This window comes from Nocardioides sp. NPDC023903, assembly GCF_040639295.1.
GTDB lineage: Bacteria > Actinomycetota > Actinomycetes > Propionibacteriales > Nocardioidaceae > Nocardioides.
Window position 1 is genome coordinate 276285 of sequence record NZ_JBEZZS010000003.1, and the last position, 13677, is coordinate 289961.

The window sequence follows — 13677 nt, forward strand, 5'->3', positions numbered from 1 at the left end:
ATGACGCAGCAGCCGTACCACGTCCCCCGCTTCTACCTTCGCCAGAAGGTGACGCCTTTCGCCAACAAGTACGTTGCCCAGGCCGCCAACGCCGACGGCTCGGAGGGGCAGGTGCTCGCCTTCGCTCAGCAGAAGCGGCTGGCGTTCAAGGAGCAGGTGACGTTCTACGCCGACGAGTCGAAGTCGCAGGCCGTCTTCGCCTTCAAGGCGCGTGCGGTGATGGACCTCAACGCCGGCTACGACGTCACCGACCCGAGCGGGGCGGCGCTGGGTTTCTTTCGCAAGGACTTCGGCAAGAGCCTGCTGCGCTCGACCTTCCAGGTGGAGGGTCCGGGCTACTCCGGCACGGGTCAGGAGCGCAACCAGGTCATCGCCATCCTGCGCCGCTTCACCGAGCTCGACTTCCTCCCGATCCACTTCGACTACGTGTCCGCCGAGGGCCAGCCGCTGATCTCGATCGAGCGTCGCTTCGCCTTCCGCGACAAGTACACGGTCACCGTCCACGACCCGCGCGTCGACTTCCGGGTCGCCGCTGCCCTCGCCGTCGCGATGGACGCGCTGATGCAGCGCTGAGCCTCGCGGCTCAGGGGCCGTCCGCCGCCTCCAGGTGCGGGCGGACCAGGTCCAGCAGCATCTGGTGGGTGGCTGCGTCGGCCGCGGCGATCATCCCGCGGCCGGTGTGGATCGGGTCGCCGTTGAGGTCGGTGACGACGCACCCGGCGGCCTGGCACAGCGCGATGCCGGCGGTGAAGTGGACGCTTCCCTCGAGGTGGCCATCGGTGACGTACGCCGCCCGTCGGCCGGCCGCGACCCAGGCGACCGCGAGGGTGGAGGACATCACGCGCGGGCCGAAGTGGGCTCGCAGGCGCGGGTCGGCGACGAGCTGCCCGCCGACGAACGGCCGCTCGAGCGGGCCGTCGCACTGGATGTCGACGAGCCGGGTGCGTGGGCTCGGGGTGAGGACGGTGTCGCCGCCGCCCTTGCGCAGCCAGGCGGAGGTGCCGTCGGTCCAGAAGATCTCTTCGCTGATCGGATCGGCCGAAACCGCCGTCTCGACGCCCATTGGTGTCACGAGCGCGACGTTCACCGCGGCGAGCGGGGTCTGGGCGGCGTAGTTGAGGGTCCCGCAGAGCGGGTCGACCAACCATCTCCGCTCGCTGTCGCCGCTGCGGCCGGTCTCCTCACCCTCGAAGGCGTCGTCGGGCCGGTACGTCGCGATCGTCTCCCGGATCGCCTTCTCCGAGGCGATGTCCGCCTCGGTCGCGAAGTCGGTCGGGGACTTGTCGAAGTGGCTCGGGTCCGTGCCGTACATCTCCCTCACGACCGCCGCCCCTGCCGTCGCCGCCGCGATCGCGACGGCCTGGTCTGGAAACGCTGCCCGGAAGGCGTCGATCGCTGGGTCAGGGGACTCCTCCGGCTCGTCGCCGATGAACACCGCCACGACCTCGGCCTCGGGATCCTCGATCAGCGTCGGCAGAATCCTGTCACGCCAGCTCCGTACGTTGGGGTGGTCATAGTCGACGTACGCCTCCGCGGGCGAGATCAGCTCGATCGCTCGCTCGAGCTCCTGTCGGGTCAGTCTGTACGCCGCCGTCCCGCGCTTGTGTCCGACGACTGTTGCGATGACCACCGCTGGGAGGCGGTGGCCGTAGGCGTTGACCAGGGGGAAATGTTCTGGCTCGTGGTTGGCTGCTGTGGATGGGCGGAGGCCTACGCCGTGGGCGTTCGGCGGCGTCCAGCCGTCTATCGCTGACTCGAACCTTGATCTTGCCGCGAGGATCTCGTCCATCGTCGTCCAGTGCTCCACGCTGGGGAAATCTATCGGTGCGTTTGTCGTTTGCGGACCGCTTTTCGGGGTTGGGGTGGGCCGCCGACCCTTTCTTTGAGGGTCTTCTCGACGATCCCCGGAGTAAAGGACGGCCTTCGGCCGCCGGCTTCGCCGGCCGCTTCGCGGTCCTTGACACCGGGGCCCGTCGAGAAAAGATTTGGCTGGCTATCGGGGCGGCGGCCCGGGTGTGGCGCAGCGGATTCTTGTTTGGGACGGGTGGTGTTGATGGGGGCGGAGGGTGGCCCTTCGGGCCACTTACCATCCACAGAGGCGAGATCGTTCGCTCACCGCTAAAACTGTATTTGACCTGGGAAAATAGATGGCCGGATGGTGGCGGGAGGCGTAGAATCAGACCCATCACGACACACCTCTGAGGGGAGGGACGGCGATGAGTCTCGGCCGCGACATCGACCACTGGGGCACCAACCCCGGTGACGCGATCGACGCTGCCTTGAAGGCCATCGAGTCCGCCCTTCAAGAGCTCCTCGCGACCGACCCTGCCTATTGGCGCACGGGACAGAAGAAGGATCTGCTGGAGCGGTTGGAGAAGCTCCAGGCGCAGCAAGCGGCATTGAAACTTCGAGTGCTCGCCACGGCTGGTGATCTCGCCGAAGAGACCGGCGCCAAAGACGCCTCCGGGTGGATGCGGACCGAACTGCTCGTCGACAAGGCCGTGGCCCGTTCCCAGATCAAGCTTGCCGCGGGGGTAGCGAAGTATGACCTCGTGGCGGCTGGTCTGGCTGAGGGTGTGGTGTCGCAGGACAAGGCACGGGTGATCACCCAAGCCCTCGACCAGGTCGAGGCCGACCCGGCACCGCAGCCCTCGGCTTCGATGGCGAGCAGATCACCGCCGCCGAAGCCCGCCGGATGGCCTGCAACGCCGACCTCGTCCCCGTCGTCCTCGGCACCGACTCCGAGATCCTCAACTTCGGCCGCACCGCCCGATTGGCGTATCCGGTCCAACACCGCGCCCTGCGGCTACGAGACAAGTGCTGCCAAGCCGAAGACTGTGACGCCCCAGCAGCCTGGACCGAGGCCCATCACCTCAAACCCTGGTCCGAAGGCGGCCTCACCAACCTCGCGAACATGGTTTTGTTGTGTCCGAGTGACCATCGTCGAATCCACGATCCGAACTACGGGTATGAGCGGCTCCCGAGTGGGCGGATCCGGTTCACCCGGCGTACCTGAGCGAGCTGCTCTGGTGCGACCGCTCGCCCGTGACACCTTGTGAAGCATTCACAAGGTGTCATCGTCTTGTGAAAGCACGAGGATGCCGTCTGTCTCCAAGAGCCGCCGGCCTCGGATCCCCAAGCCCGTGCCCAACTGAATCCGCTGCGCCAAACCCCGCCGCCGACCCGATAGCGAGCCAAAATTCTCGGCGGGTCCCGGTGTCAAGGATCGCCGAAGGCGACCGGCGAAGCCGGCGGCCGAAGGCCGTCCTTGACTCCGGGACCCGGCGAGAACACCATCCGTAACGGGTCGGCGGCCCAGGCCCAAGAAGAAACACCAACCACCAAATCCGAAGATCCAGCAGCGGTAAGAGAGGATGGGAGGCATGCGCGTCCACATCGGCTGTGACCATGCCGGTCTCGAACTGAAGTCCCACCTGATCAACCGTCTGACGGAGCTCGGCTACGAGCCTGTCGACCATGGCCCGTTCGTCTATGACGCACTCGACGACTACCCGGTCTTCTGCATCCGGGCGGCCGAGGGAGTGGTCCGGGACCGGGAGCAGGGGCTGGACAGCCTCGGGGTCGTGATCGGCGGGTCGGGCAACGGTGAGCAGATGGCGGCCAACAAGGTGACCGGCATCCGCTGCGCGCTCGCGTGGAGCGAGGAGACCGCCAAGCTCGCCCGTGACCACAACAATGCCCAGGTGGTCGCGGTGGGTGGCCGGATGCACAGCCTCGAGGACATGACGAAGTTCGTCGAGATCTTCCTGGCCGAGCCGTTCAGCGAGGACGAGCGGCACGTACGCCGCATCGACCAGCTCCACGCCTACGACGCCGACGGCGTACGGCCGCCGCTTCCCGACTCGGCCAAGGGCCTCGGGCCCGCCGAGGACCAGGACTGATCCGGGGATGCCCGAGGGGCACACCCTCCACCGCCTCGCGCTCGATCTGAGCGACGCCTTCGCCGGTCAGCAGGTCCGGGTCAGCAGCCCGCAGGGCCGGTTCGCCGACTCCGCCGCGCTCCTCGACGGCCAGGTCGTCGCCGGCGCCGAGGCGTGGGGCAAGCAGCTGTTCGTGGAGTTCCCGGGGGAGCAGTACGTCCACATCCACCTCGGCCTCTACGGCAAGCTCGACCTGAAGCCGCACGCAGGCGAGCCGCCGCTCCCGATCGGCCAGGTCCGACTGCGCCTGACCGGCAGCGAGACGTACGCAGACCTGCGCGGTGCCACCACATGCAATCTGGTCACCGCGGCCCAGCGTGACGCGGTGGTTGCGAAGCTCGGCCCGGACCCGCTGCGCGACGACGCCGACCCAGACCGGGGGTGGCTGCGGATCAGCCGGAGCCGTACGACCATCGGCGCGCTGCTGATGGACCAGTCCGTCCTGGCCGGGGTGGGCAACGTCTACCGGGCCGAGGTGCTCTTCCGGCACCGGATCGACCCGATGCGGCCCGGCAACACCCTGCGCAGGCAGCAGTGGGACGCCATCTGGGACGACCTGGTCGAGCTGATGAAGCTCGGCGTCCAGAGGAACCGCATCGACACCGTCCGCGACGAGCACACGCCCGAGGCGATGGGCCGTCCGCCGCGCAAGGACGACCACGGCGGCGAGGTCTACGTCTACCGCCGCCACGGCCAGCCGTGCCTGGTGTGCGGCACGAAGGTACGCACCACCGAGCTGCAGCAGCGCAACCTGTTCTGGTGCCCGAAGTGCCAGCGCACGTACCGGCCCCGGACGAGCGTAAAGAAGTAGCCCGCACTACTCTCCGGCCTGCGAGAACGACCACGCAGCCCCCACCACGAGACCTAGAGTGAGGCCATGTCGAGCCATGCCTTCGCAGACCGCCTGCGGAGCAACGCGATCCGCCGCAGGTTCCGTGACCCGGAGCTGCGAGCGGTGCTGTGGCTCGGGCTGCTCACCATCGTCCTGACGGTCCTCGCCGCGGCTCAGACCGGCTGGCTGCAGGTGGTCCCGGTGGCGGTCCTCACCGTGCCGTTGCTGCTTGGAGCGGTGCTGCTCGGGCCGCGTACGCTCAGCTGGTTCGTCGTCTTCGTGATGGTGATGATCGTGCTCGCCGCCAGCCAGGTGACGCTCTCCGACCGGGACGCCGCCGCCATCGGTGTGCACTTCCTGCTCGGCGCGATCGTGTTGTTCGTCGCGATGCGCCGCACCTACCTCGGGGTGGGCGGATTGAACGACGAGCTGATGCTGCTCGACCTGACCCACAAGCTCGACCAGGGTGCGATCCCCCCGATGCCTCCGGGATGGCTCGCGGACTCGGCCGTCCTACCGGCGGGCGGCACCCGGTTCGCCGGTGACTTCGTGGTGGCCGCGCGGGAGGCCGACCGGCTGGAGATCGTGGTCGTCGACGTCTCCGGTAAGGGGGAGCGTGCGGGCACCAGAGCACTTCAGCTGTCCGGTGCGTTCGGTGGCCTCCTCGGCGCGGTACCGCCAGGCGAGTTCCTGCCGGCCGCCAACCGCTACCTGCTGCGCCAGGACTGGCAGGAGGGCTTCGCGACCGCGGTCTACCTCTCGATCGACCTCGGCAACGGTGCGTACGAGATCCGTACGGCCGGCCACCCGCCCGCGCTCCTACGCCGTGCCGCCACCGGCCGCTGGGAGGAGGCCGAGAGCAACGGCCCCGTGTTGGGGCTCATCGACGACGTCGAGTTCGACGCCTGCGAGGGAGTGCTCGGGGTGGGCGACATGGTGATGCTCTACACCGACGGCGTCGTGGAGGCGCGAGGCGTCGATCTCGAGCGCGGCATCAGCAACCTGGTCGCCACGGCAGACCATCTCGCGGTCACCGGCCGAGGCGGGGGAGCGCGCCGTCTGCTCGAGGGACTGAGCGCCAGCTCCGACGATCGCGCGCTCGTCGCGGTCGGGCGCAGGTGACCGAACCGAGCGTGCGAACCGGCCGGTAGGGGAGCCGGTTACAGGTGTGAGCCAGATCTATGGCAGGATTTCGCAGGTCGCACGAGGGCGCTGGCTCTCGCGTGCGCGGATGTAGCTCAATGGTAGAGCCTCAGTCTTCCAAACTGATTACGCGGGTTCGATTCCCGTCATCCGCTCCAAGTGCCATTCCCGCTGATTGGGGAGGGGCCCTTGACGGGGCGTAGCGTAGTGGCTAGCGCGCCTGCTTTGGGAGCAGGAGACCGCAGGTTCGAGTCCTGTCGCCCCGACATTTCATCCCCCTGCACGCGACATCATTCTCAGAAACAAACGACAGGAGACACCCTGTGAAGAGCGCCGTCGAGACGTTGAGCCCGACCCGGGCCAAGCTGACCGTCGAGGTGCCCTTCGAGGAGCTCAAGCCGAGCCTCGACGCGGCGTACAAGCAGATCGCCAAGCAGATCAACGTCCCCGGCTTCCGCCGGGGCAAGGTCCCGCCCCAGGTGATCGACAAGCAGGTCGGCCGCGGTGCGGTGCTCTCCGAGGCGGTCAACAACGTCCTCCCGCAGATGTACTTCGACGCCCTCCAGGAGAACTCGCTCGAGCCGCTCGCGCAGCCCGAGATCGAGGTCACCAAGCTCGAGGACAACGAGACGCTGGAGTTCACCGCCGAGGTCGACGTCAAGCCCGAGATCACGCTGCCCGACTACGAGGGCATCGAGGCCAAGGTCGAGGACATCGAGCTCACCGACGCTGACGTCGAGGAGCAGATCCAGGCGATGCGCGAGCGCTTCGGCACCCTCAAGGACGTCGAGCGCGCCGCCGCTGACGGCGACTTCGTGGTCATCGACCTGAAGGCGACCAAGGACGGCGAGGACGTCGAGGGCGCCGAGGCCGTCGGGATGAGCTACCAGGTCGGCAAGGGCGGCATGCTCGACGGCCTGGACGAGGCCATCGTCGGTCTCTCCGCCGGCGAGTCCAAGGACTTCAAGAGCACCCTCGTGGGCGGTGAGCTGATCGGCCAGGAGGTCGACGTCAACGTCACCGTCAACCAGGTGCAGGAGCAGGAGCTCCCGGCGTACGACGACGACTTCGCCCAGCTCGCCAGCGAGTTCGACACCGTCAAGGAGCTCGAGGAGGACGTCCGCGGCCGCCTCGGCAACGGCAAGCGCCTCGAGCAGGCCGCCGCCGCCCGTGACGCCGTCCTCGAGGCGCTCCTGGAGCAGCTCGAGATCCCGCTGCCGGAGAGCATCGTCACCGACGAGCTCAACGCGCGCCGCGAGGGCATCGAGCAGCAGCTCGGCTTCGCCGGCCTCACCTTCGAGAAGTACCTCGAGGACGAGGAGCAGACGATCGAGGAGTTCGAGGCTGACCTCGAGCGCCGCGTTCGTGACGCTGTCGCCGCCCAGCTGATCCTCGACCAGATCGCCAAGGAGAAGGAGATCGGGGTCGAGCAGCAGGAGCTGACCGAGCACATGATGCGCCGTGCGCAGCAGTCCGGCCAGGACCCGCAGGAGTTCGTCAACCACATGCTCGAGCACAACCACGTGCCCGAGCTGGTCCAGGAGATCCTGCGCGGCAAGGCGCTCGCCCAGCTCGTCGAGGCCGCCAAGGTCACCGACGAGTCCGGCAACCACGTCGAGCTGAAGAACCTCCGCCCCGATGGCACCATCGGTGAGGACGAGCCCGAGGCTGAGGCCGAGGCTCCCGAGGAGACCGAGAAGGCCGACGCCTGATCACCCTCAGACGTACGTCACAGCGCCCCTGCCTCGCGGCGGGGGCGCTGTCGTTTTCGTGCGAGTCGGGGCTATTGGGCGTCGAAGTTGTCCGTCGGGTCGCCCGAGACCTCCAGGTGCTTGGCCGCACAGTCGGTCTTCGACAGGCCCTGCTCGACACACCACTCCAGCGCGGGCGTGGAGGTGTCGCTGGGACGGGGGACCACGACGGCGTACATCCCCGATTTCACGTACGAGCTCGGCCACTCGCCGGTGTCGAGGAGCAGCGCGTCGGGGTGGTGGGTCTTGATCTTCTGGTAGCGGCTCAGCGCCTGGTGCCAGTCGGCGTCGCCGCCGTCGCCGGCACCGACCGCCGCGAGCTGCGGGTTCCAGGTGCCGATGAGCTTGGTGGCCGCCTCGGTGTCGAGGCGGGAGATGCGGAGCAGCTGGTCCTCCGGCGGGGCGTTCGGGTCCACGGAGGGCACGCTCGACGGCTCGCTCGTGGTGGGGCTGGTCGAAGGCTCCGGCTCCGCCTCGGACTGCACGGGTCCGTTCCCGTCCTTGCCGAAGATGAACCCGAGCACGCCGGCGACGAGCACCAGCACCACGATCATCACCAGGATCGGGGCGGTGCGGCCCTTCCGTCGCTCCGGGGGCGGAGGAGCGTCGTCGAAGAAGTATCCCCGCGTGCTGCGACCTGCCGTCTCGTCGCCGAGCTCGTCCACGAAGAGCGGACGGTGCTGCTCCGGGGGAGCCAGGAGCGGGGTGCCGCAGCCGATGCAGTAGATGGCCCCGGGCAGCAGGGCATCGCCGCACGACTGGCAGTGTGATTCCTTCTCGTCGCTCACGCCCGGACACCCCCTTCCCTATCCGACGGTAACCCGGGAAGACCGCCATCGTCACGCAACACCAGTAACAACAGCATCACAGACATCAGACGCGCGAGTGAACGCAAACGTACTGAATGCGGTCCCGGCCGTGTGATCTGAGACACAGACATGCCAGCCAGTGGGCACAGGTGATCCTGTCGGCGCAGCGTAGGCCCTACGCTGCCAGCGTGACCTCCAGCCCTGAGACCGTCCGCGCCGTTGTCCTCAACGTCGAGGACGCCCCGGTGGACCCCGACACCGAGGAGCAGCTCGACCGCGGTCAGGGCAAGGTGGCCGGCCTCGTCGGTCTGGCGAAGCTGGCCTGGCGCATCACGGCCTTCGCGCGCCGCCCGTTCGCGGCCCCCTTCGCGCTCGCGACGCCGATCATCCGCGGTGTCGTCAACGCCGACTCCGGGCCCGCCGTCGCGATCCGGCACCAGGGCCGCATGGTCAGCCCGAAGGAATGGGCCGCCGCCCAGCAGCAGGTCGGGACGAGCCCTCGGATCCTGGTCCTGATCCCACCGGTGGGCAAGGACGAGACCGTCTGGGACGAGGGCTCCCAGGCGACCGGCGCGACGTACGCAGACCGGCTCGCCGAGCTGCTCGGCTGGATGCCGCTGCACGTGCACGTGTCCGCCGGCAGCAAGTCGGTGCCCGCCGCAGTGGCGCTCAGCAGCCGGATCCAGGAGTGCGTCGACGCCCTTCCCGGCTCGCCGCGCATCGTCCTGGTCGGCTACGCCGGTGGTGGTCTGATCGCCCGCAACGCGCTCGGGGTGGCCACTGCCGGGGCGCGGCCGTGGACGACGTACGTCTCCGAGCTGATCGCCCTCGGCACGACTCCCTATGCAGTCACCTCCGCCCCGATCTCGGGTGGGGTCGGCAAGCAGCTCGACGAGCACCTCGCCGGGATCGCGGTCGTCGGGGCCGACGAGGCGATGCTCCCGCCGCGCCCGGACGTGGACTATCTCCTGGTCACGGACAAGGCGACCTCGCGCCCCAACCGGGTCGGACGACTCTTCGGGGAGATGCTGTGGTGGCGCCACAAGACGCCGCTGCGGTCGCGCCGGGTGCGCGACCTGTTCCCGACGGCGGAGCGCTTCACGCTCTCGACCGCCGAGACGCCGTTGTCGAACCATCCGGCGGTTCACGACGCCCTGCTGCGCTGGCTGGCGTAGCCGTGGGAATCGCGGCGCCGCTCGGATTGCGACGCGATCGCCAATAGTTCTGCCGTCGGCGAACAATGGCACACCAGCCGTGGAACAACTGGATGTGGCGGCTAGTGTCGATCCTGTGAACATCGACTCCAGCGCGGCTGACGCTCATGCCGGTGCCCCAGGGCTCTCCCCGAGCCTAGGCGGCAACGGCGGCGGTCTGAGCCTTCTCGACGACAACATCTACAACCGACTGCTGCGGGAGCGCATCGTCTTCCTCGGCTCCGAGGTCCGCGACCAGAACGCCAACGCGATCTGCGCGCAGCTCCTGCTGCTCTCCGCGGAGGACCCCGAGGCCGACATCTTCCTTCACATCAACTCGCCCGGTGGTTCGGTGGATGCCGGTATGGCCATCTACGACACGATGCACTACATCCCCAACGACGTCGCCACCGTCGGCATGGGTCTGGCCGCCTCGATGGGCCAGTTCCTGCTGTGCGCCGGCGCGAAGGGCAAGCGCTACGCGCTGCCGCACGCGCGGATCATGATGCACCAGCCCTCCTCGGGCATGGGTGGCTCGGCCTCCGACATCAAGATCCAGGCCCAGCAGTCGCTGCACATCAAGAAGGTGCTGCTCGAGCTGATCAGCGAGCACACCGGCCAGAGCGTCGAGCAGGTCACCACGGACGCTGACCGCGACCGCTGGTTCACCGCCGCCGAAGCTCTCGACTACGGCCTGGTCGACCAGGTCATCCGGAGCGCCAAGGAAGCCTCCGACGAGGGCCGACCCGCTCACAAGAAGGACTGAGGACATGAACTACTACATCCCGCAGTGGGAGGAGCGTACGTCGTACGGCGTCCGCCGGATCGACCCCTACGCCAAGCTCTTCGAGGACCGGATCATCTACCTGGGCACCCCGATCAGCGACGATGTCGCCAACGCGGTCATCGCCCAGCTGCTCTGCCTGCAGTCGATGAACCCGGACCAGGACATCTCGATCTACATCAACAGCCCCGGTGGCTCGTTCACGGCCTGCACCGCGATCTACGACACGATGCAGTTCATCAAGCCGGACGTGCAGACCGTCTGCATCGGCCAGGCCGCCTCGGCCGCCGCGATCCTGCTCGGCGCTGGTGCGCACGGCAAGCGGATGGCGCTGCCCAACAGCCGCATCCTGATCCACCAGCCCTACACCGAGGGCACCTTCGGCCAGACCTCGGACATCGAGATCCAGGCCAACGAGATCCTGCGGATGCGTGAGCTGCTCGAGAAGATGATCGCCGACCACAGCGGCAAGTCGATGGACGAGGTCAGCCACGACATCGAGCGAGACAAGATCCTCACCGCCGCTCAGGCGGTCGAGTACGGCCTGATCGACTCGGTGCTCGAGTCGCTCAAGACGCCCGCTCTCGTTTGACCATCGGGCCCCGCGCCGCTCCCACACTGAAGGCGCGGCGCGGGGTACCGTCAGTAACTATTCGGACCTAGCAGCACAAGTCGGGGAAGGAAGGCCACTCGTGGCACGCATCGGCGACGGAGGTGACCTGCTGAAGTGCTCCTTCTGCGGGAAGAGCCAGAAGCAGGTCAAGAAGCTCATCGCGGGTCCGGGCGTCTACATCTGCGACGAGTGCATCGACCTCTGCAACGAGATCATCGAGGAGGAGCTCAACGAGGGCTCCGAGGTGGAGATCGCCGACCTCCCCAAGCCGAAGGAGATCTTCGACTTCCTCAACTCCTACGTCATCGGCCAGGAGCAGGCGAAGAAGTCGCTCGCGGTGGCGGTCTACAACCACTACAAGCGCGTCCAGGCCGGCCTGCAGCCCGGCGGCCCGCAGGGCCCCGGCAAGCACGCCAAGGAGGAGCAGGTCGAGGTCGCCAAGTCCAACATCTTGGTGATCGGTCCGACCGGCTGCGGCAAGACCTACCTGGCGCAGACGCTGGCCCGGATGCTCAACGTGCCGTTCGCGATCGCGGACGCCACCGCGCTGACCGAGGCGGGCTACGTCGGTGAGGACGTCGAGAACATCCTCCTCAAGCTGATCCAGGCCGCCGACTACGACGTCAAGAAGGCCGAGACGGGCATCATCTACATCGACGAGATCGACAAGGTGGCCCGCAAGGCGGAGAACCCCTCGATCACGCGCGACGTCTCCGGTGAGGGCGTGCAGCAGGCGCTGCTGAAGATCATCGAGGGCACCACCGCCTCGGTGCCGCCGCAGGGCGGCCGCAAGCACCCGCACCAGGAGTTCATCCAGATCGACACCACCAACATCCTCTTCGTGGTGGGTGGCGCGTTCGCCGGTCTGGAGCACATCATCGAGCAGCGGGTCGGCAAGAAGACCCTCGGCTTCACCGCCGAGGTGCGTGGCAAGGCCGAGAAGGAGTCCGAGGACCTGCTGAAGCTGGTGCGTCCCGAGGACCTCACCAAGTTCGGGCTGATCCCGGAGTTCATCGGCCGGCTGCCGCTGATCGCGAGCGTCGAGAAGCTCGACCAGGCCGCGCTGGTCCAGATCCTCACCGAGCCGCGCAACGCGCTGGTGAAGCAGTACCAGAAGCTCTTCGACCTCGACGGTGTCGACCTCGAGTTCACCGAGGATGCCATCACCGCCATCGCCGACAAGGCCCTCGAGCGTGGCACCGGTGCCCGTGGCCTGCGGGCGATCATCGAAGAAGTCCTCCTCTACGTGATGTACGACGTGCCCTCCCGCGGCGACGTCGGCAAGGTCATCGTCACCCGCGAGGTGGTCGACGACGGCGAGATGCCGACCCTGGTTCCTCGCGAGAAGGAAACCAAGAAGAAGTCCGCGTAGCCCGTTTGGGTCATTTTCGCCGCCCGGGTCTGTATTGGCCCGGGCGGTCGGACACAATACGCACTGATGATCATCTGTACCTTTCCAGCTCCGTCACTCGGTAGGGAAGTGGGCACGTGAGGTTCCAGAGGGGCCCGGTTATGGCCTACGCCGCCGTAGTGCTCATCGGCCTGCTCGTGGTCATCCAGACCCTCAGCCCGGACGTCTCCGCATTGCACCGGGTGCCGCGTACGCTCTCGGGCCAGGCCGACTTCACCGTGATCCCGCCGGCGCCGTCTCCCGGCGTCTCCGGGGTATCGACGATCCCCAGCACCACGCCCGATGCGGACCGGGAGAACGACCGGGAGGACTCCGCCCAGCCGGAGCGCCGGGACGACGAGAAGCCCGACAGGGCGCCGTCCGCGCCCGCCGAGCAGCCTGACGCATCGCCCTCCGAGGAGCCGACGACGCCCGCCGACCCCGGTGAGGACGAGGGCAATGGCAAGCCCCCCAAGCTGGTCCCGTCCGTGGGACCGATCCCGGGGATCATGGCGCCGCTGCTGTGGCCGTTCGTGGCCGAGGAGGACGCCCGCCCCGTCGACGAGGCGGTGCCGATGTTCCTGCGGCAGCTGATCGCTGCCGACGCCGGCGTCCCGGTCGAGGATCTTCCGCTGGAAGAGCCCAAGGAAGACCGGGAGACCGATGAGGAGACGGCGGAGTCGAAGGAGCCCGACGCGGAGTCGACCAAGCAGGAGTCCGAGGCCGAACGGGTCATCGAGGACGCCTGCGAGCTCACCGCCGCGATCACCGAGGACGTGAAGACGTTGCCGGGAGCGAACGACGCTTCCGAACCGGGGGCCACGCCGGAGTGCGATGAGGCGTGCGCTGAGCCGAAGACACCGGTAGGGTCGTCGCCCGCAGCCGATCCCGAGGCCGCCACCGAATCCGCTGAGCCGTCCGACACTGAGCAGTCCGATGTTGAGACGACGGATGCACCGGAGCCGGAGCAGGAGCCGAAGGAAGGCAGCAAGGACGACCAGACTTGTGCCGAGAAGTCGGTGCAGTAGGGATCACTCCGATGGCGACTGCACCACGCCAGAGTGACCGGCCGAGCGAGTCCCCCCGGGCGCTTGGCTGGAGTGAGGGACGAAGCAGGCCCCGGACCGCGATGCGGTCCGGCCGTTGCGCTCCAGGACGGGGAAGAAGATGACGGCCTTGCCGATGTCGATCGCCGTGGTCGCGATCATCAGGAACGCGCCG

General features: G+C 67.9%; 14 protein-coding genes and 2 tRNA genes. 13 read left to right on the plus strand and 3 right to left on the minus strand.

Annotation, left to right across the window (positions count from 1 at the left end; all coding sequences use genetic code 11):
* Entirely contained in the window at positions 1-573 is a 573-nt protein-coding gene (locus tag AB0F44_RS06350; protein WP_357353716.1) for a hypothetical protein, read from the plus strand.
* A gap of 10 nt (positions 574-583) precedes the next feature.
* Here AB0F44_RS06350 and AB0F44_RS06355 read toward each other — a convergent pair whose 3' ends face one another.
* Positions 584-1807 carry an inositol monophosphatase family protein gene (locus AB0F44_RS06355; RefSeq protein ID WP_357353718.1) on the minus strand — a complete coding sequence of 408 codons (1224 nt, stop codon included), beginning with the start codon at positions 1805-1807 and terminating at the stop codon, positions 584-586.
* 888 nt (positions 1808-2695) lie between these two features.
* Here AB0F44_RS06355 and AB0F44_RS06360 point away from each other — a divergent pair.
* The 7 genes from AB0F44_RS06360 (at position 2696) to tig (ending at position 7628) form a co-directional block, all read left to right on the plus strand.
* The gene (locus tag AB0F44_RS06360) at positions 2696-3016 is read left to right on the plus strand and encodes an HNH endonuclease signature motif containing protein (RefSeq protein ID WP_357353720.1); all 321 of its coding nucleotides are present in this window, start codon (positions 2696-2698) and stop codon (positions 3014-3016) included.
* A gap of 367 nt (positions 3017-3383) precedes the next feature.
* On the plus strand, positions 3384-3902 hold the full coding sequence (locus AB0F44_RS06365; protein WP_141803557.1) for a ribose-5-phosphate isomerase: 519 nt from the start codon (positions 3384-3386) through the stop codon (positions 3900-3902).
* A 7-nt stretch (positions 3903-3909) separates the two neighbouring features.
* Positions 3910-4752 carry a DNA-formamidopyrimidine glycosylase family protein gene (locus AB0F44_RS06370; protein WP_357353722.1) on the plus strand — a complete coding sequence of 281 codons (843 nt, stop codon included), beginning with the start codon at positions 3910-3912 and terminating at the stop codon, positions 4750-4752.
* A 66-nt stretch (positions 4753-4818) separates the two neighbouring features.
* Positions 4819-5895: a PP2C family protein-serine/threonine phosphatase gene (locus AB0F44_RS06375; RefSeq protein ID WP_357353724.1), complete on the plus strand. Its 1077-nt coding sequence runs from the start codon at positions 4819-4821 to the stop codon at positions 5893-5895.
* Positions 5896-6000: 105 nt separating this feature from the next.
* Positions 6001-6074 (plus strand) — tRNA-Gly (locus tag AB0F44_RS06380).
* A 35-nt stretch (positions 6075-6109) separates the two neighbouring features.
* Positions 6110-6182, plus strand: a tRNA-Pro gene (locus tag AB0F44_RS06385).
* Between the two features lie 57 nt (positions 6183-6239).
* Positions 6240-7628 carry a trigger factor gene (gene tig / locus AB0F44_RS06390; protein ID WP_357353726.1) on the plus strand — a complete coding sequence of 463 codons (1389 nt, stop codon included), beginning with the start codon at positions 6240-6242 and terminating at the stop codon, positions 7626-7628.
* A gap of 71 nt (positions 7629-7699) precedes the next feature.
* Here the strand turns inward: tig and AB0F44_RS06395 are convergent, their stop codons facing one another.
* Entirely contained in the window at positions 7700-8455 is a 756-nt protein-coding gene (locus AB0F44_RS06395) for a hypothetical protein (protein WP_357353728.1), read from the minus strand.
* Between the two features lie 209 nt (positions 8456-8664).
* Here AB0F44_RS06395 and AB0F44_RS06400 point away from each other — a divergent pair, with 209 nt between their 5' ends.
* The 5 genes from AB0F44_RS06400 (at position 8665) to AB0F44_RS06420 (ending at position 13484) form a co-directional block, all read left to right on the plus strand.
* Positions 8665-9651, plus strand: coding sequence for a hypothetical protein (locus tag AB0F44_RS06400; RefSeq protein WP_357353730.1), 987 nt, complete (start codon positions 8665-8667; stop codon positions 9649-9651).
* 196 nt (positions 9652-9847) lie between these two features.
* The gene (locus AB0F44_RS06405) at positions 9848-10435 is read left to right on the plus strand and encodes an ATP-dependent Clp protease proteolytic subunit (protein WP_355020658.1); all 588 of its coding nucleotides are present in this window, start codon (positions 9848-9850) and stop codon (positions 10433-10435) included.
* A 4-nt stretch (positions 10436-10439) separates the two neighbouring features.
* Positions 10440-11045, plus strand: a complete 606-nt coding sequence (locus AB0F44_RS06410; RefSeq protein ID WP_091049270.1) for an ATP-dependent Clp protease proteolytic subunit — start codon at positions 10440-10442, stop codon at positions 11043-11045.
* A gap of 100 nt (positions 11046-11145) precedes the next feature.
* Positions 11146-12438: an ATP-dependent Clp protease ATP-binding subunit ClpX gene (gene clpX / locus AB0F44_RS06415; protein ID WP_141803564.1), complete on the plus strand. Its 1293-nt coding sequence runs from the start codon at positions 11146-11148 to the stop codon at positions 12436-12438.
* 140 nt (positions 12439-12578) lie between these two features.
* Positions 12579-13484: a hypothetical protein gene (locus AB0F44_RS06420; RefSeq protein WP_357353733.1), complete on the plus strand. Its 906-nt coding sequence runs from the start codon at positions 12579-12581 to the stop codon at positions 13482-13484.
* Positions 13485-13487: 3 nt separating this feature from the next.
* On the opposite strand, the gene AB0F44_RS06425 is transcribed toward AB0F44_RS06420, so the two are convergent.
* A partial coding sequence (locus AB0F44_RS06425) for a hypothetical protein (protein WP_357353734.1) occupies positions 13488-13677 on the minus strand: 190 nt, incomplete at its 5' end.